At 68.1% G+C, this 16,701-nt stretch carries 16 protein-coding genes and 2 tRNA genes; 7 read left to right on the top strand and 11 right to left on the bottom strand.

Going from position 1 to position 16,701, the window contains the following annotated elements; genetic code table 11:
* Positions 1-2,070, top strand: a complete 2,070-nt coding sequence (locus tag QY325_01815; protein ID WKZ66672.1) for a hypothetical protein — start codon at positions 1-3, stop codon at positions 2,068-2,070.
* 1 nt (position 2,071) lies between these two features.
* On the opposite strand, the gene QY325_01820 is transcribed toward QY325_01815, so the two are convergent.
* Entirely contained in the window at positions 2,072-2,818 is a 747-nt protein-coding gene (locus tag QY325_01820; protein ID WKZ66673.1) for a TerC family protein, read from the bottom strand.
* 21 nt (positions 2,819-2,839) lie between these two features.
* Positions 2,840-4,360, bottom strand: a complete 1,521-nt coding sequence (locus QY325_01825; protein ID WKZ66674.1) for a glycosyltransferase family 39 protein — start codon at positions 4,358-4,360, stop codon at positions 2,840-2,842.
* Positions 4,361-4,412: 52 nt separating this feature from the next.
* Here QY325_01825 and QY325_01830 point away from each other — a divergent pair, with 52 nt between their 5' ends.
* The 3 genes from QY325_01830 to QY325_01840 are packed head-to-tail and all read left to right on the top strand — an operon-like array spanning position 4,413 to position 7,595.
* A complete protein-coding gene (locus QY325_01830) occupies positions 4,413-5,858 on the top strand; it encodes a glycosyltransferase family 39 protein (GenBank protein WKZ66675.1) in 1,446 nt (481 codons plus the stop codon).
* A 16-nt stretch (positions 5,859-5,874) separates the two neighbouring features.
* A complete protein-coding gene (gene bshA / locus QY325_01835) occupies positions 5,875-7,023 on the top strand; it encodes an N-acetyl-alpha-D-glucosaminyl L-malate synthase BshA (protein ID WKZ66676.1) in 1,149 nt (382 codons plus the stop codon).
* On the top strand, positions 7,020-7,595 hold the full coding sequence (locus QY325_01840; GenBank protein ID WKZ66677.1) for a hypothetical protein: 576 nt from the start codon (positions 7,020-7,022) through the stop codon (positions 7,593-7,595). The genes bshA and QY325_01840 overlap by 4 nt, the downstream gene beginning before the upstream one ends.
* A 4-nt stretch (positions 7,596-7,599) precedes the next feature.
* On the opposite strand, the gene QY325_01845 is transcribed toward QY325_01840, so the two are convergent.
* The 4 genes from QY325_01845 to QY325_01860 all read right to left on the bottom strand — a co-directional run bounded on the left by QY325_01845 (position 7,600) and on the right by QY325_01860 (position 10,453).
* Positions 7,600-8,679 carry a CaiB/BaiF CoA-transferase family protein gene (locus QY325_01845; protein ID WKZ66678.1) on the bottom strand — a complete coding sequence of 360 codons (1,080 nt, stop codon included), beginning with the start codon at positions 8,677-8,679 and terminating at the stop codon, positions 7,600-7,602.
* 225 nt (positions 8,680-8,904) lie between these two features.
* Positions 8,905-8,988: transfer RNA gene (locus QY325_01850), tRNA-Leu, on the bottom strand.
* 116 nt (positions 8,989-9,104) lie between these two features.
* A tRNA-Lys gene (locus tag QY325_01855) sits at positions 9,105-9,177 on the bottom strand.
* Between the two features lie 79 nt (positions 9,178-9,256).
* Positions 9,257-10,453, bottom strand: coding sequence for a hypothetical protein (locus QY325_01860; GenBank protein ID WKZ66679.1), 1,197 nt, complete (start codon positions 10,451-10,453; stop codon positions 9,257-9,259).
* Between the two features lie 74 nt (positions 10,454-10,527).
* On the opposite strand from QY325_01860, the gene QY325_01865 reads away from it, so the two are divergent.
* Positions 10,528-11,043, top strand: coding sequence for a shikimate kinase (locus QY325_01865; protein WKZ66680.1), 516 nt, complete (start codon positions 10,528-10,530; stop codon positions 11,041-11,043).
* On the opposite strand, the gene QY325_01870 is transcribed toward QY325_01865, so the two are convergent.
* The 5 genes from QY325_01870 to rlmD are packed head-to-tail and all read right to left on the bottom strand — an operon-like array spanning position 11,031 to position 15,468.
* Positions 11,031-11,531, bottom strand: coding sequence for a phosphoribosyltransferase family protein (locus QY325_01870; GenBank protein ID WKZ66681.1), 501 nt, complete (start codon positions 11,529-11,531; stop codon positions 11,031-11,033). The two genes, QY325_01865 and QY325_01870, sit on opposite strands and share 13 nt — an antisense overlap.
* A 25-nt stretch (positions 11,532-11,556) precedes the next feature.
* Complete coding sequence (locus QY325_01875) at positions 11,557-12,795, bottom strand: PKD domain-containing protein (protein WKZ66682.1); 1,239 nt, start codon at positions 12,793-12,795, stop codon at positions 11,557-11,559.
* 7 nt (positions 12,796-12,802) lie between these two features.
* Positions 12,803-13,210: a DUF1801 domain-containing protein gene (locus QY325_01880; protein WKZ66683.1), complete on the bottom strand. Its 408-nt coding sequence runs from the start codon at positions 13,208-13,210 to the stop codon at positions 12,803-12,805.
* A gap of 48 nt (positions 13,211-13,258) precedes the next feature.
* Positions 13,259-14,041, bottom strand: a complete 783-nt coding sequence (locus QY325_01885) for a methyltransferase domain-containing protein (GenBank protein WKZ66684.1) — start codon at positions 14,039-14,041, stop codon at positions 13,259-13,261.
* Positions 14,038-15,468 (bottom strand): 23S rRNA (uracil(1939)-C(5))-methyltransferase RlmD, encoded by a 1,431-nt coding sequence (rlmD, locus tag QY325_01890; protein ID WKZ66685.1) that lies wholly within the window; start codon positions 15,466-15,468, stop codon positions 14,038-14,040. The genes QY325_01885 and rlmD overlap by 4 nt, the downstream gene beginning before the upstream one ends.
* An 84-nt stretch (positions 15,469-15,552) precedes the next feature.
* Here rlmD and def point away from each other — a divergent pair, with 84 nt between their 5' ends.
* Both def and QY325_01900 read left to right on the top strand, forming a co-directional pair.
* Entirely contained in the window at positions 15,553-16,134 is a 582-nt protein-coding gene (def, locus tag QY325_01895; GenBank protein ID WKZ66686.1) for a peptide deformylase, read from the top strand.
* A 2-nt stretch (positions 16,135-16,136) separates the two neighbouring features.
* Complete coding sequence (locus QY325_01900) at positions 16,137-16,697, top strand: tetratricopeptide repeat protein (GenBank protein WKZ66687.1); 561 nt, start codon at positions 16,137-16,139, stop codon at positions 16,695-16,697.
* Positions 16,698-16,701 lie beyond the last annotated feature (4 nt).

Consider the following 16,701-nt stretch of genomic DNA (forward strand, 5'->3'; position numbering starts at 1 on the left):
ATGCGCAGTTACATCCTGGCCTCCGCCTTGGGCATGGCGGCATATGGCATGGCCCAGGTCAGCCATGGCGGCGAGCCCGCCGAGTGGTCCATGCCCCAATTGCCGCGCGATGCGGTGCCCGTCATCGACCTGGGGCCGCTCACCGAGCAGGAGACAGGGGTGGAGGTGCCCGGATTCCGGTACGGCCACCAGCGCTTCCGCGAGGCGGATGTGCTGGCGCTGGGGGCTTGGGACGCGCTGCCGCAGGGCGGCATGCTCTGCCGGCTGGCGCTGCGGAGCCCGGGTGCCCTCATGCTCAGCGTGCAGTTCGACCGCTGGCAGCTGAACGAGGGGGATGCCGTCTTCCTATACACCGCCGACCGCGACCGCTTCATCGGCAGCTTCGATGCCAGCAACCGGCAGGCGGGTGGCACCATGGCCACCGCAGTGCTGCCCGGTGACGAGGTGGTGATCGAGTACCGTGCCCGCACCATCCACCGCCGGCCCGCCCAGTTGCGCGTGGCGAGCATCACCCACGGCATCGTGGACCTGTTCGGCTTCAATGAAGGCCAGGATGATGCGCTGCGCGACATCAATCCAGGCTTCCAGAGCTCCCCCTGCCAGATCAACATCAACTGCCCGGAGGCGGCGGGCTGGCAGGATCAGAAGCGCTCCGTGGCCCTCTTCCTTCGGCCCGACGGCGGCGGATGCACGGGCAACCTGATGAACAACACCCAGGTGCCCCGGAAGCCCTACTTCCAGATGGCCCTGCACTGCTATCAGCCCACCACCAGCGACTGGGTCTTCTACTTCAACTACGAGGCCCCGGCGTGCTTGGGAACGGAGGGGCCCTCGGACCAGACCTTGACCGGGGCCACGCTGCGTGCCGGCGATTACTACCGCGACATGATGCTGCTGGAGCTGAGCAGCGACCCGCCCCCTTCATACAACGTGTTCTACGCCGGCTGGGACCGCAGCGGGGCCACCCCGCAGAGCAGCGTGGTGATCCAGCATCCCATGTACGATGTGAAGAAGATCGCCTTCAACAACGACCCGAGCACGAGCTTCACCGACGCCATCGGCGTGCAGTGCTGGCGCGGCAACTGGGACCAGGGACTGGTGCAGGCGGTTTCGAGCGGATCGCCGCTATTCGACCAGAACAAGCGTTTCGTGGGCCACATGTACGACGGTGCCCAGGTGTGCTCCACCGCCACCACCATCCCCACCGACTTCGCCAAGTTCGGGCCCATGTGGGATGGCCCATCCCCTTCGGAACGCATGCGCGATTGGCTCAATCCCGCCAACAACCTCACGGTGATGGATGGTGCCTATGCCACCGCACCCGCCGTTGCGGTTCGGCCGCGCACCTATCTGGAAGGGCCCTTCAACAGCGGAACTGGCCAGATGTCGGCCACGCTGCGGGCCGGCGGGCTGGTGCCCCTGACCGAGCCCTACACGGCTGCGGGCTATCCGCACATGGCCGGCGGCGGACAGGAAAGCACCACCGGTGCGGTCCTGAGCGTCACCGGTGCCAACGCGGTGGTGGATTGGGTGGTGGTGGAGCTGCGTAGCGCGGCCAACCCGGCGGTGGTGGTGGCCACGAGAAGCGCGCTGCTGCAGGCGGATGGCGACATCGTTTCCGCAGCCGATGGCAGCTCCGCGGTCACCCTCACTGCGGCGGCCGGCAACTACCACGTGGCCGTCCGTCACCGGAACCACCTGGGGGTGATGACGGCCTCAGCCGTCGCTCTCGCGGCAGCGCCCCTTGCGCTCGACCTGAGCAACGGCACGGTGCCGCTCTACGGCGGAGCCGCGGCCACCAAGACCATCGCCGGGCGCAATGTGCTGCTCATGGGCGACGTGGACGGCAACAGCGTGCTCCGGTACACGGGCCAGGGCAACGACCGCGACCCCATCCTTCTCCGCGTGGGCGGCGGCACGCCCAATGCCACCGCCAATGGCTACTTCCCGGAGGACGTCAATCTGGACGGCGTGGTGCGCTATACCGGCGAGGGCAACGACCGCGACCCCATCCTGGTGAACATCGGCGGCAGCGTGCCTACCGCCACGCGCGCGGCCCAGCTGCCCTGAATCAGCGCTCGATGAGCTTGCTGCGCATCATGCGCAGGTTCAGCATCTCCACCGCCACGCTGAAGCCCATGGCGAAGTAGATATAGTTCTTGTTGATGTGCTCGCCCATCCCTTCGATGAGCAGCGCCACGCCGATCATCACGAGGAAGGAGAGGGCCAGCACCTTCACCGTGGCGTGCTTCTCCACGAAGGCGCTGATCGCGCCCGCCGCAAGCATCATCACCGCCACGGCGATCACCACGGCCAGCACCATGATGATGATCTCGTTGCTCATGCCCACGGCCGTGATCACCGAGTCGAGCGAGAACACGAGGTCGATGAGGATGATCTGCGCCACCACCGAGAGCAGGCCCTTGTGCCGCTTGGCCGCCTTGCGCTGCTCATCGAGCCCGGTGACCTTGGCGCGGATCTCCACGGTGGCCTTGTAGAGGAGGAAGAGGCCGCCGGCGAGCAGCACCAGGTCGCGGCCGCTGAAGTGCCGGCCCAGGAGGTGCAGGAAGGGCTCGTCGAGGCTCATCACCCAGCTGAGGGATAGCAGCAGCAGGATGCGCGTGATCATGGCCAGCGCGAGCCCCAGCTGGCGCGCCTTGCGCTGGTCGGTGGCGTTGCTGAGGCTGTTGCTGATGATGGAGATGAAGATGATGTTGTCGATGCCCAGGACGATCTCGAGCGCCGTGAGGGTGAGCAGGGCGATGAGCCCATTGAGGGTGAGGAGGACGGAGGGGTCGAGGTGGCTCAGTTCGAGCATGGTACTGGGGATTGATTCGGTTCAGGGGGCGGTGTCCGCGGGAAGGGCGATCACGATGGTCTCGTTGCGGTTGATCGGGTTGAGCCAGTGGACCACGCGGTCCACCAGCCCGGGTTCGCAGCGACGGACTTCCTGCAGCGGGCCGAAGGCGGTTTCGGCCCGCTGCAGGCGGGCGGTCAGGTCCTCCAGTCCGAAGAAGAGCACGGCATTGGGCCGCGTGGGGCCGGTGTGGCGCGCCATTTCAGCCGCGAGGTCGGCGCCGGGGTCCGTCCATGGCACCACCGTGGCGTCCCAGCGCCCCCAGTAATAGAGCGGCGGCAGCGGGGCCTCGCCTTCGGCGCTGTCCTCCATCACGATGCCGCGCACCTGCGGGTACTGGCGCAGCGCATACAGGGCCTCCACCCGGCTGCGCTTGCTGTAGGCCGTGGTGAGCACGGGGAGCAGCAGCAGGTTGAGTGCCCAGAAGAAGGCCATGCCCCCGCGCCACAGCGCAGTCCGCGCCTGCCACCATGCCGACCCGGCGCGCCATTGCTCCCAGGAGACATAGCCCAGCACGAGGAAGAGCGGCACGATGGGCAGCAGGAAGCGCTCCTGCTTGTTCGGGAACCAGGAGTGGATGGCGAGGAAGGCCAGCACGGCCAGCCAGAGGTGCAGCGGCGCCGTGCGGCGGAAGAAGCCGAAGAGCACGGCCAGGCTGAGCGGCGGCAGCAGCATGCCGGCGAGCAGGAGCAGGTAGTTGTACCACGGCTGCACGCCATAGGTGGTGGGATTGGCCAGGTTGTAGGCCACGTACTCCGTGATCTCCGCGAAGGGCCTGCCCCACAGCACCAGGTCGATGCCGCCCTGCAGCACCGCCAGCGGAAGAAGCAGCCCCAGCGCGTACACCACGGCACCGCGCAGGTCGCGCTGCAGCAGGAAGGCCAGCCCCGCGCCGGCCGCGAAGAAGATGACCTGGAAGCGCACGTTGATGGCCAGCCCGATCCACAGGCCGGCGATCAGCGGATCGCGCACGGCGGACCGACCAGCGCCGCGGATCAGCGACCACGCACCGAGCAGGAGGAAGGGGATGCAGGCCACCTCCACCAGGTTTCGCACGGAGAGGAAGGGCATCCAGCAGAAGAGCGCCAGCAGCAGTCCCGTGCGCCAGGCGATGGAGGCATCGCTCAACCGCAGGGCGATGCGGTAGCCTGCGCGCACCGCCACCAGGCTCCACAGCGCATGCAGCAGGCGCACCACCGCCATCTGCGCCTTGGGGTCCACCAGGCCGATGGCCTTGAGGCCGGAGAACAGGAGGTAGTGCAGCCCCACGTAGAAGAAGCTGTGCCCGCTGGGCCGCGCATCGGGCCCCTGGTTCCAAGGCAACCAGGTGCTGTAGCCGGGCGCATCCACCCAGCTGCCCGCCGCCTCGATGATGAGGAAGTGGTCGTCCTGCGCGAAGTAGCCGCCGCTGAAGAAGGCCGCCACGAGACGGGGCGCCAGCGCAATCAGGGTCAGGGCCGCCAAGGGTCGTTCCTGGGCGCGCATGAGCAACCGGTGGAGCACGGCCGCGAAGCTAAGCGGCGGCCCCGCAGCGGTACCTTGCCCGCCGCTCCGCATGCCCGCCGTCAACCGCGCCTTCGCCCCCCTTGCCATCGCCGTGATGGCGGCCTTCCTGCTGCCCGGGCTGGCGCAGGATGGCATGTTCATGGACGGCATGCTCTACGCCGTGGTGGCGCATAACGAGGCGCTCGGCTTCGGCACCTTCTGGGAGCCGCGCTTCAGCCAGCTCGGGGTGGCCGGCCTCAGCGCCTTCCACGAGCACCCGCCGCTCGGGTTCGGCTTGCAGGCGCTCTGGTTCATGGCCTTCGGCTCGGCCTTCTGGGTGGAGCGCCTCTACCAGCTGGGGGCTGCGGTGCTGATGGCCTGGCTGCTCGTGCTGACCTACCGTGCATTGCTGCCCGCGGCACGTGAGGCACGCCGCTACTGGTGGTGGCCGCTGCTGCTCTGGGTGGTGGTGCCGGTGATCCACTGGTCCTACCACAACAACATGCTGGAGACCACCATGGGCCTCTTCACCACGGCCGCTGTGCTGGCAGTCGTCCGCGCGCACGGTGGCCGTTGGTGGGCACGGCACGCCTGGGCCGGCGCGCTGGTCTTCCTCGCCTCCATGACCAAGGGGTTGCCCGGGCTGTTCCCCTTGGCGGCGCCGGTGCTCATGGCGCTGCCCTTGCGCCGCCGCCTGCCGGAAGCGCTGGGCGCTTCGGTGCTGATGACTGCGGTGGTGGCCTTCCTGTACAGCGCGCTGATGCTGCTCCCCGAGGCGCGGGAGAGCCTCATGACCTACGTGGAGAAGCGCCTGCTGCACCGCATCGCGGTGAAGCCCACCGTCGACAGCCGCTTCGCCACGCTCGAGATGCTGTTCACCACCATGCTCGCCCCGCTGGCGCTGGCGCTGGCGGTGCGGTTCGGCGGAAGGAAGGCGGCTGAGCGCGATGCGGCGGAGATGCGCGGTGCCCTTGGGATGGCGCTCATCGGGCTTTCCGGCGTGGCGCCCCTCATGCTCACCCTGGTGCAGAAGTCCTTCTACATGGGTGCGGCGCTGCCGCTGCTCAGCGTGGCGCTGGCGGCGTTCGCCGCACCCTCCCTCGAGCGCCTCATGTCCCGCGCGCTGGAGCGGCCCCGCCTCATCGCCGGGGTGCGCATCGCCGGCTGGTCGCTCACGGCCGGTGCGGTGGTCGCGGCCGCCCTGCTCTTCGGCCGCCCGGCGCGCGATGCCGACATGCTCGCGGACGTGGCGCTGGTCGGCGCCCTGGTGCCGCGCGGGGCGCTCATCGGGGCCGAGGAGCCGCTCTGGGAGGAGTGGAACCTGCAGGGCTACCTCATGCGGCGGCATTCCATCTCCATCGACTGCCGCACGCCCGGCCGCGCCTGGTACCTCGGCCGGGCGGGATCACGCCCGCCGCAGCACGAGCGCTACCAGCCTGTGCCGCTGCCCTTCCGCGGCTATGCGCTGTGGAAACAGGTGCTTCCGCTGGAGGGGGGTGCGGTGGCCGCCCGATGACCCCGACCTTTGCCCCATGCGCGTAGGCATCGTCTGTTACCCCACCTTCGGCGGAAGCGGCGTCGTGGCCACGGAGCTGGGCATGGCCCTCGCCGGCAAGGGCCACATCGTCCACTTCATCACTTACGACCGCCCCGTGCGGCTGCGCGACCATCCGAACGTCCACTACCACGAGGTGCGCGTGAGCGACTATCCCTTGTTCGACTACCAGCCCTACGAGCTGGTGCTGACGAGCAAGCTGGTGGACGTGGCCAAGTACGAGGGCCTCGACCTGCTGCATGTGCATTATGCCATCCCGCACGCCAGCGCCGCGTGGATGGCCCAGCGCATCCTGGCCTCGCAGGGCATCTTCGTGCCCTTCATCACCACGCTCCACGGCACCGACATCACGCTGGTGGGGCGCGACCCCAGCTTCGAGCCGGTGATCACTTTCAGCATGGAGCGGAGCAACGCGGTCACCGCGGTGAGCGAGAGCCTGAAGCGCGATACCTATGAGCATTTCCCCTTGAAGCATGCGCACGAGGGCGGGCCGGGCATCCGGGTCATCCCCAACTTCGTCTGCCTCGATCAGTACCGCCACGCGCCCGACGAGGCCGTCCGCGCACGGTATGCACCGAATGGCGAGAAGCTGCTCGTGCACGTCTCCAACTTCCGGCCGGTGAAGCGCGTGGATGACGTGGTGGCCATGTACAAGCGCCTGCGCAGCGAGCTTCCCGTGCGACTCCTCCTCATCGGCGACGGGCCGGAGCGCCAGCGCATCGAGAACGCCTGCCGCCACGATGGCGGGTGCGACCAGGTGGTCTTCCTCGGCAAGATGACGCGGCCCGAGGAGGTGATGGCGAGCTGCGACCTCTTCGTGCTGCCCAGCGAGAGCGAGAGCTTCGGCCTTGCCGCGCTGGAGGCCATGGCCTGCGGCATCCCCGTGGTGAGCAGCGATACCGGCGGCCTCCCCGAGGTGAACGTGCACGGCGTGAGCGGCATGCTGAACCGCGTGGGCGATACCGACGCCATGGCACGGCATGCGCTGGCCATCCTGGGCGATCCCGGCGCGCACGCGCGCTTCCGCCAGGGAGCGCTGGAGCAGGCGGCGCGGTTCGACCTGCACAAGGTGCTGCCGCAGTACGAGGCGCTGTACGAGGAGGTGGTGAGCGAGGTGCGGGCATGATCGAGCGGATCAGCGACCGGGTGAGCGTGGACCGCAGCGCGGGGCGAACCAGCGTGGTCATCGATGCCCGCGCAACCCCGGCGAAACGTGCGCTGATCACGGCCTGGACCATCGCGTGGGTGGCCTGCGGCGTAGCGGTGCTCGTGGAGCGTGCGCAGCTCGCGCCCGGCGACCCGCTGCGGCAGTACCTGCTCGCCTTCATCGCCTTCTGGGCCTACTTCCTGGTGATGATCGGCAAGGCGCTCCTCTGGCGCTGGAGGGGGCTGGAGCTCTGGCGCGTGAAGGATGGCCGCTTCACCATCAAGGACAGCATCCTCGGCTACGGCCGTGCCCACGACTATTTCGTCGAGAACATCCAGGCGCTCGGCCTCATCAAGGAGGACCGCGCTTCTTGGAAGTGGCAGTGGAACAACAGCCTGTGGGTGGTGGGCGGTGAGCGCTTGGGCTTCGAGCACCTCGGCCGCAAGGTGGTCTTCGGCAAAGGGCTGGGCGATGAGGAGGCCAGGCGCCTCGCGGCGGTGCTCAAGGATGCGCTGAAGGAGGCGCGCAGGCTGAGCGCGCCCAAGGGCTGAACGCTCAGCTGCAGGGCTCGATGCGGAAGGCGTTGCCGCGGATGCGGCGCGTCGCCACGCCGTCGATCACGCTCTCCAGCACCATGGCCTGCGCGGCCGGCGTGGACATCACCTCGTCCATGCGCTGCACAGCCCCGGCCGGCACGCCGAGGGCGATGAGGCGCAGCAGCAGATCGGCCCGGTCGCGCCCGGCGATGGCGGCCCCCAGCGCTCCGGCCAGTGCGGCGCGATGCCGCACGCGACCGGTGTTGGTGCGGAACCGCTCATCCGCGGGCAATGCGGGCAGCGCCAGTTCGCCGCAGAGCGCCGCGAATTGCGCATCGCTGCCCACCGCAAGGATCAGCCGGCCGCCATCGGCGCACCGGAAGATTTCCCCGTAGGGTGCGATGTTCGGATGGAGTGTGCCCAGCGGCCTGGCGATCGCGCCGGCCATCAGGTTGTTGCTGGCCTGGTTGATGAGGCCGGCGAGTGCCGCATCCTCCAGCGAGACTTCCACATAAGCGCCCTTGCCTGTCCGCGCCCGCTGCCAGAGCGCCAGGAGCAGGCCCTCCTTCAGCTGGTGCCCGGCGAGCACGTCGATGAGGGCGATGGGGAGCTTGGCGAGATGCTCCTCGTCGGTGCCGGTCATGCTCACGTACCCGGTCTCCGCCTGCAGCACCACATCGAAGGCGGGCCGGTGGGGCTGGTCGGCGAAGCCCTTGATATGCCCGTGCAGGAGCTGCGGATTCAAGCGCCGCAGCCGCTCGCGTGTGAGCCCGAGCTTCTCGGCATCCGCAGCCAGGTGGTTGGTGATGAGCACGTCCGCCCGGGCCAGCAGTCCATCGAATGCGGCGCGGTCCTCGGTGTCCTTCAGGTCGAGGAAGCGGTGCTCCTTGCCCCAGTTCACGCTGCTGAAGTAGGCGCTCACCGGCGCATCCGACGGTTCCGAGGGCAGCTTCCACTGCCGGGTCACATCGCCGCCGCTCCGCTTGTTCTCCACCTTCACCACCCGTGCACCGAGCTCCGCGAAGAAGAGCCCCACCGAGGGTCCGGCGAGTACGGAGGCGGTCTCTATGACCACGAGGTCCTTCAGCGGCTGGTCCATGCGCTTGCGTTAAGGGCGGTCAAAGATGCCGTGTTCACCGCTGGGCGCGCCTGCGCCCCATCAGCTTGATCCGGCGGCGGCCCGATGGGCGCTGCGCAGATTCCTGCACCCGGCCCGCTGCGCGGCCCTAGGGGCTTTCCCATGCACCGGCCCGCTCGAACTCCGTTCGGTGCGGCCGGTGCATGAAAAAGCCCCACCGCTTCGCGGTGAGGCTTGATCATCAAGTGCCCAGGACTGGACTCGAACCAGCACAGCCTTTCGGCCACTACCCCCTCAAAGTAGCGTGTCTACCAATTTCACCACCTGGGCAGGGGGCGCAAATATAGCCGGATGATCCACCGGCCACAGCGTGGAGCGTGCCGCCGTCCGGCCCGCGCTGCGCTTCGCTCACAAAGAACGAAGCCTCTCGGTGAGAGAGGCTTTCGTGACCCCGCCGGGGCTCGAACCCGGGACCCCAACATTAAAAGTGTTGTGCTCTACCAACTGAGCTACAGGGTCTTCCGACGCTTTCACCCCGAAGGGTCCCTGCGTCAAGGGCCGCAAAAGTAGAGATCCTTCCGAGAGCGGCAAGCGCTGTTCATTTCTCCTTCTTCTCCAGGATGGGGTGCCGCTCGAACGGCAGGCTCCGGTCGAAGAGGTAGCGGAAGGTGGCCAGCGTGCGGTAGTTCACCGCGTCGAGGTTCTCGCACACCTTGATCATGCGCGGATTGAAGTCGCCGATCCAGGTGAGGATGGTGTCGCGGTAGAGGTTCCTGTGCACGATGTTCTTCTCCGCGAAGACGATGAGGGCGCCCTCCAGCCCCTTGCCCTGCCAGGGCTTGGCCACGCCGAAGACGATGCCTGTCATGGTCTTCACCGTGCCGCGCCATTTGTGCCAGAGGAACTTGAGCTTGCCCAGCCAGTTGAGGTCGCCGTTCACATGGCGGAAGATCTCGTTCAGCTCCGGGAGGCTGATGTACATGGCGATCGGCCGGTCCTTGTGCCGGATGAAGATGAGCAGGCGCGGGTCCATCACCGGCTTCATGGCCTTCACGATCTTCAGGGCCGTGGCGGCTTCCATGGGCTTGTGGTTCTCGTGGTCCACCCATGCATCGTTGTACACCGTGCAGAAGTCCGAGGCGATCTGCTCCACCGTGCGCCCTGTGCTGTCGTGGATGCGGATCTCGGGGTCGTTGGCGAGCTGGTTGTACTTGCGGTGGAAGATGGGCTGGGCGGGCACCTTCACCGAGCGCTTGAAGAAGAGCTGATTGAACCAGACCTGGAAGCCGTATGCCTCCAGCAGGCCCCGGTAGTACGGCGGATTGTAGTTGGTGCCGTAGATCGGCGGGTCCGTGAAGTTCTCGATGAGCAGGCCCCAGAACATGTTGCGGTCGCCGAAGTTGATGGGGCCGTCCATGGCCTGCATCCCCCGGGCGTGGAGCCAGTCCCGGGCCGCATCGAAGAGGAGGTTGGCCGCACGCTGGTCGTTGATGCACTCGAAGAAGCCGACGCCCCCCGTGGGCTGCTTCTCGGACCACGCCGTGCGCGGATTGATGAAGGCGGCGATGCGCCCGATGGCCCGTCCTCCATCGTCGTAGAGCACCCAGCGGACGGCCTCGCCCGCCTTCCCGGTCGCAGGGTCGGGCTTGAACAGCTTGTTGCGTGCGGGGTCGAAGACCTTCTCGATGTCCTGCTTCAGGTGCGGGATCCAGTTGGCGTCTCCGGCGTAGATGGACCAGGGGAGGCGCATCCAGTCGCGCAGCACCCGTTTGCTGTTGGCTTCCTCGAGCTTCATGGCGGTAGCGCGAAGGTGCGACGTTCCCGTGGTTCCTTTGCAGCAGCCGCCGGTTCCGGCGCTCCCCGCTCCCCATGCGCGTCTACCTCATCGGCTTCATGTGCAGCGGCAAGAGCACTGTGGGGCGTGCCCTGGCAGCGCTGCTCGGCCTTCCCTTCACGGATCTCGACCGCGTGGCCGAGCAGCGCGTGGGCCCCTTGCTGCCCTTCGTGCAGCGCGAGGGCGAGGAGGCCTTCCGCCGGGTGGAGGCCGAGGTGCTGGCGGAGCTGATCGATTCCGGTGCGGGCGTGATCGCCTGCGGCGGCGGGACCCCTGTGCAGGGCGACAACATGAATCGCCTGTTGGCGGCCGGCGCGGTGGTGTGGATCGATGTGCCGCTCGACGTGCTGATGCCACGGATCGAACGGGCCGGCGGGGACCGCCCGCTGCTCTTCGGGCTGCGGGGGGCGGCCCTGCGGCACCGCGTGGAGGCCCTGCTGCAGGAGCGGCTGCCCGTCTATCGCCGCGCGCATGTCACCGTGGAGGGGAGCGGGTCGCCGGCGGCCGTGGCCGCCCGCATCGCCGCGGCGCTGCGCGGTCAGCTCAGGTAGACGGCGTCCTTGCGGCCCAGTTCCACGCTGATGTGCTCCTGGAGGGTGGTGCTGAGCGTCAGCCCCACGATGTCCGCACGGATGGGGTAGGCCCGGTGCCTGCGGTCGACCAGCACCACCGTGGTGAGGCGCTTCAGCGGAGCCTGCACCAGGTAGCTGGCGGCATGCATCAGCGTGCGCCCGCTCATGAGCACATCGTCCACCAGCACCACCAGGCGGTCGCGGAGCGACATGGGGTCGATGCTGAGCTGCACGGGGCGCTCGAGCGGAAGGTCCTTGTCGAGCTTCAGCTCCACCAGGTCGATGCGCAGGTCGGAGACCTCTTCCAGCAACCGCGCCAGCCGCTTGGCCAGGATGGCGCCGCGCGGCGCAATCCCCACCAGCACCAAGGCCCCCGCTTCGTGGTGCTCTTCGTGCAATTGGTGCGCGATGCGGCGGAGCTTGCGCTGCACCTGCTCGTGCTCCAGGATCACCGTGCGTTCGCTCATCGGGCGGCAAGTTAGCGGCCGGGCCTCAGGGCTGCGCCACGCGCCCTGCGCGCCAGCTGCCATCGGTGCAGCGGGCACGCCACAGCAGGCCGCCGCCTCCACGCAGCACAGTGAGTCCGGCGCGCAGGGAGCGGCGTTCGATGAGCCGCCCGCCCGCATCGAGCAGTTCGAAGAAGGGCACCGGTTCCTGTGCTGCGGCGATCAGGCGGCCTTCGCCATCGAAGCGGATGAGCAGCGGCGCGGTGCTGGTTGCGCTGCCGATACCGCTTGGGAATTCGATCGTGAATGCTGCCGTATCGGCGCGTCCGCAGCCATCGGTCGCCACCAGGGCGCCTTCGAAGGGCCCTGCTCCCGAATAGGTGTGGCAGGGACTCTCCTCGGTGTTCGTTGCGCCATCGCCGAAGTGCCACTCCAGGACTGCGCCGGGCGTGCCGTTGTTCCCGAAGCAGGCCTCGTTGCCGCCCAGCAGCATCCAATCCGGTGCGGCGGAAGGATCGTTCACGCCGATGTTCCACGCAGCCGCTTCGTCCAGCACCGCCTCGCTCGCCCTGGTGCGCACCTCCAAGGCCTGGCCGGGAGCGAGCGTCGCCGGCGCCCAGTCCGCTGCGGTGCACGGCCGGCGGAAGATGGTGCTTGCCAGCGTCGCCGCGGCGATGTACGTGCCGAGGGCATTGGGATGGCTGCCGTCGGTGTAGAGCGCTGATCCGGGGAATTCGGCGCGCCAGCTCGACCACACGGCGCCTACCGGAGCGCACCACGCATCGTTGCCGGTGGCCATCTGCAGGTAGCGTTCGTGCAGGAGCTGTTGCATGCCCTCGTAAGTGCACACCGGCGGCCAGGAGGGGCAGTTCTGCGCATCGCCGTTCTCCCGGCCCCAGGTCATCAGGAAGACCGCCTCGGTGCACGGATTGGCCTGCCGGGCCTGCTGCACCAGTTGGGCGGCGTAGGGAAAGCACTGCGCCTCCACCTGCGCCAGGGGGAAGGCCGGCAGCTGGCTTTGTTCCTGCAGCACCACGTAGTCCCAGTCGCCCTGCGCCAGCAGCTGCTGGGTGTAGGCCAGCTGGGTGTGCTGGCTGAAGGTGTAGCCGCCCGGTGCCGACATGCCCGTTACCACGTCCTCGCCCATGGCCGTGGCCAGTGAATCGAGCATGCCCGGCAGGTCGTTGCTGTAGGTGTAGCTGTTGCCGATGAAGAGCACGCGCACCGGCTGGGCCTTTGCCGACGCGAGGAGCGTGATGAGCGCGGTGAGGAGGAGGGGGCGCATGGCAGGTTCAATGGAGGGCCGGCGCTTTGCGGAGGCCGGTGGGGCGGGCCGTGACGGTGCTGAGGTGGAGCTGATGGCCCACGTACTTGATGATGCGGTCGAGCAGCGCGCTAAAGGGGGGCGAGAGCCGCTTGAAGCGGATGCACGACTTCCCGTGGTCGTAGGGCAGGAGGTCGAGCTTGAAGGGGTCGAGGAGGTCGTAGGGCAGCACGTGCAGCACCATGAAGTGCTTCTTCGAGGCCAGGGCGAAGACGGGACGGCCCTCGATGCGATAGGTGGGCATGCCGTAGGAGAAGTCCTCCTCCGCAGCGGGCCACACGTGCCGGATGTGGCTGCGCAGGGTGCCCAAGGCCTCGCGGCGCTCATCGGTGAGCGACTCGAAGAAGGCCTGGATCTCGGGCGATGCGGTCCGCATGGGCGGTGGAGCCGGAAGCTGAAGGTCGGAAAAAAGGCGATCGGCGGCTCAGCGCAGCGCCGCCACATCGCCCAGTGGGAGTTCGCGGCCGTCGGCCAGCCGCATCCAATCGGCTCCGCCGCGCACGAAGAGGTCGGCGATGATGCCCTCCAGGGCGGTCCCGTCGCGCAGCGCGAGCCGGACCGTGCGGCGCCGTGTAGCCGCCTCCTCGAGCCGGTCGTGCAGGGCGCAATCCACCGGCGCCGCCTTCACGGCGCACAGCCAGAGCTCGCGGCCGGCGCGCGGGGCGATGGAGTTGCGGCAGGGATCCATGCGCACCTCGGGGAACCGCTTGCGGAAGAGCGGCAGGTAGTCGTCGCGGAAGCCGCCGAAGGGCGGCCGGTCGTCGTTGAGCGCATCGTGGAAGAGCACGCCCACGAGCTTGCCGCCGGGCTTCAGCAGCCGGTGCATCTGCTCCACGTAACGGCCGCGCAGCGCCGGGTCGAGCGCGCAGAAGAAGGTCTGTTCCAGGATGAGGTCGTACTGCCCTTCGTGCGCGAAGAAGTCGCCGGTGATCAGGTGCTGCGCCGGGAAGTCGGGGCAGCGCTGCAGCAGGTCCTTGAACGGCGCATCGGTGAGGTCGATGACGAAGACATGCGTGAAGCCGAGCCGGTGCGCGTACTCCGCTTCATAGGCGCGGCCACCGCCGGGGATGAGGATCCGCAGCGCTTTGTCGGTGAGCTGGTCCAGGTATTCCTTGAGCGGGGTGGAGGGCGCCCCCAGGTCCCAGCCGGTCTCCTGCGCATGGTAGCGCTCCTCCCAGAATCCGCGGTCCAGCCGGTCCTTGCTCATCGCTTGATCAGTCGCACCACGTTCTCCACATGGTAGGTGTGCGGGAACATGTCCACCGGCTGCACATGGTCGATCCGGTACCGGTCCTGCAGGATGGCGAGGTCGCGGGCCTGCGTAGCGGGGTTGCAGCTCACGTAGACGATGCGCTGCGGCGCCAGCTCCAGCAGGTGGCGCACCACGGGCTCATCCATGCCGGCGCGCGGCGGGTCGGTCACCACCACATCCGGCCGGCCGTGCTGCGCCACGAAGGCGGCATCCATCGTCTTCTTCATGTCGCCGCTGGTGAAGCTCACGTTGGTGATGCCGTTGAGGCCGGCGTTCAGGCGGGCATCGGCCACGCTCTCGGGCACCAGCTCCACGCCGGCCACATGGCGCGCCCGGGCGGCGAGGAAGAGCGTGATGCTGCCCGCGCCGCAGTACAGGTCGTACACGTTCTCCTCGCCGGTGAGCCCGGCAAGGTCGCGCGTGAGGCGGTACATGGCGATGGTCTGCTCCGGGTTGGTCTGGAAGAAGGTCTTCGGTCCGATGCGGAAGCGCAGGGGCCTGCCGCCGAGCCCGTCGGGCAGTTCCTCCACGATGTGGTCGCGGCCGTGGTGGACGTGTATGGCGAGGTCGTAGATGGTGTCGTTCCGCTTCGTGTTCACCGTCCATAGTACGCTGGTGAGCTGCGGAAAGGCCTGCACCAGGGCATCGAACAGGCGGGTGCGGGCCTCGGCATCCTCATGGCCCAGGGCAAGCAGCACCATGCACTCGCCCGTGGTGGCGGTGCGGATGAGGAGGTTGCGCAGGAAGCCCTCGTGCGCCCGGACGTCGTAGAAGCTGAGGCCCTCGCGCCGCGCATGCTCGCGCACGAGGTTGCGGATGGCGTTGCTCGGGTCGGGCTGCAGGTGGCATTCGCCGATGTCGAGCACGCGGTCGAACCGCTGCGGGATGTGGAAGCCCAGCGCGTTGCGGTCGGTGATGGCGCCTTGGGCGGACAGCTCCTCGCGCGTGAACCAGCGGCTGTTGCTGAAGGTGAACTCGAGCTTGTTGCGGTAGTGGGTGAGCCGGGGCGATGGCAGGATCGGCGTCACCGGCGGCAGCGCCAGCCCGCCGATCCGCTCCAGGTTGTCCACCACCTGCTGCTGCTTGTATTCGAGCTGCTTGGGGTAGCTGAGGTCCTGCCATTTGCAGCCGCCGCAGGTGCCGAAGTGGCGGCAGAAGGCGGGCACGCGGTCGGGCGAGGGGGACGTGATGCGCTGCGCCACCGCCTCGGCGTAATTCTTCTTCTTCACCGTCACCCGCAGGTCCGCCACGTCGCCGGGCACGGCGCCGGTGACGAAGACCACCAGGCCATCCATCCGCGCCAAGGCCTTGCCGTTGGCGCCGGCACCGGTGATGGGCACCTGTTCCCAGATGAGGCTCTCCTTCGGCTTGCTGCGGCGCATGGTGGGTGGGCGGGCGGCAAAGATGGGCGCTGCGGGGCCTCGGGCCCGGCGGCCGCACCCCCGGCCGCGTATTTTCGCGGCCGCATGATCCTCCCCATCCGCGCCTACGGCGACCCTGTGCTGAAGAAAGTGGCGCAGGACATCGAGCCCGGCCACCCCGGCCTCGAGCAGCTCATCGCCGACATGTTCGAGACCATGTATGCGGCCAGCGGCGTGGGCCTTGCCGCCCCGCAGGTGGGCCATAGCATCCGCCTCTTCGTGGTGGATGCCTCGCCCTTCGCCGAGGATGAGGATGGCAAGCCCACCGAGGAGGCGCACCTGAAGGACTTCAAGAAGGTCTTCATCAACCCCTACATCGTGGAGGAGGAGGGGGAGGAGTGGCCCTTCGAGGAAGGCTGCCTCAGCATCCCCGGCATCCGCGAGGAGGTGAAGCGCCAGCCGCGCATCGTGCTGCAGTACCAGGACGAGCGCTTCGTGGAGCACGAGGAGGCCTTCGAGGGCTTCGCCGCGCGCGTGATCCAGCACGAGCACGACCACCTGGACGGGGTGCTCTTCACCGACCACCTGCCGCCGCTCCGCCGCAGGATGCTGCAAGGGCGGCTCCGCGACATCTCGCGCGGCAAGACGGATGTGAAATACACCATGCGCTTCACCCCAGCGAAATGACCATGTCCATCAAGCACATCTTCCTGTTCGCCCTGCCCCTCGCGCTGATCGCCTGCGGCGGCGAGGACAAGCCCGTGGCCGATGAGCCGCGCATGATCGAGGCCCGCACGCGCATCCGTGCCAAGGAGGATTCGCTCTTCGAGAACCGCGCATTCGACCGCCGCACCGCCCAAGGCATGGTGGACGTGTACAAGGCCTACGCCGCCGCCTATCCGGTGGACAGCATGGCGCCTGAGTACCTGTTCCGGGCGGCGGGCACCCTGAAGAGCATGGGCGATGCCGAGCAGGCGATCAAGCTCTACGACCGCATCAGTGAGCAATACCCCGGATGGCGCCGGCGCGTGGACGTGCTGTACATGAAGGCCCTCACGCTCGACGACGACCTCGACCGCGACGGCGAGGCGAAGACCATCTACCAGCAGGTGATGTACGAGTACCCGGAGCATCCCTTCGCGCGCGATGCGAAGGCGATGATCGAGAACCTCGGGCTCTCCGACGAGGAGCTCATCGAGAAGTTCAAGCGGATGAACGAGGCGCAGGAAGCCGCAACGCCCGCCCAGTAGGGCC

This window comes from Flavobacteriales bacterium, from assembly GCA_030584065.1.
In the GTDB taxonomy this organism is placed as follows: Bacteria; Bacteroidota; Bacteroidia; order Flavobacteriales_F; family PHOS-HE28; genus PHOS-HE28.

Excerpts from the sequence above, each read along its gene's own strand:
- QY325_01815 (WKZ66672.1), top strand. The coding sequence starts at position 1 with ATGCGCAGTTACATCCTGGCCTCCGCCTTGGGCATGGCGGCATATGGC.
- QY325_01820 (WKZ66673.1), bottom strand. The coding sequence starts at position 2,818 with ATGCTCGAACTGAGCCACCTCGACCCCTCCGTCCTCCTCACCCTCAAT.
- QY325_01830 (WKZ66675.1), top strand. The coding sequence starts at position 4,413 with ATGCCCGCCGTCAACCGCGCCTTCGCCCCCCTTGCCATCGCCGTGATG.
- bshA (WKZ66676.1), top strand. The coding sequence starts at position 5,875 with ATGCGCGTAGGCATCGTCTGTTACCCCACCTTCGGCGGAAGCGGCGTC.
- QY325_01840 (WKZ66677.1), top strand. The coding sequence starts at position 7,020 with ATGATCGAGCGGATCAGCGACCGGGTGAGCGTGGACCGCAGCGCGGGG.
- QY325_01845 (WKZ66678.1), bottom strand. The coding sequence starts at position 8,679 with ATGGACCAGCCGCTGAAGGACCTCGTGGTCATAGAGACCGCCTCCGTA.
- QY325_01860 (WKZ66679.1), bottom strand. The coding sequence starts at position 10,453 with ATGAAGCTCGAGGAAGCCAACAGCAAACGGGTGCTGCGCGACTGGATG.
- QY325_01865 (WKZ66680.1), top strand. The coding sequence starts at position 10,528 with ATGCGCGTCTACCTCATCGGCTTCATGTGCAGCGGCAAGAGCACTGTG.
- QY325_01870 (WKZ66681.1), bottom strand. The coding sequence starts at position 11,531 with ATGAGCGAACGCACGGTGATCCTGGAGCACGAGCAGGTGCAGCGCAAG.
- QY325_01875 (WKZ66682.1), bottom strand. The coding sequence starts at position 12,795 with ATGCGCCCCCTCCTCCTCACCGCGCTCATCACGCTCCTCGCGTCGGCA.
- QY325_01880 (WKZ66683.1), bottom strand. The coding sequence starts at position 13,210 with ATGCGGACCGCATCGCCCGAGATCCAGGCCTTCTTCGAGTCGCTCACC.
- QY325_01885 (WKZ66684.1), bottom strand. The coding sequence starts at position 14,041 with ATGAGCAAGGACCGGCTGGACCGCGGATTCTGGGAGGAGCGCTACCAT.
- rlmD (WKZ66685.1), bottom strand. The coding sequence starts at position 15,468 with ATGCGCCGCAGCAAGCCGAAGGAGAGCCTCATCTGGGAACAGGTGCCC.
- def (WKZ66686.1), top strand. The coding sequence starts at position 15,553 with ATGATCCTCCCCATCCGCGCCTACGGCGACCCTGTGCTGAAGAAAGTG.
- QY325_01900 (WKZ66687.1), top strand. The coding sequence starts at position 16,137 with ATGTCCATCAAGCACATCTTCCTGTTCGCCCTGCCCCTCGCGCTGATC.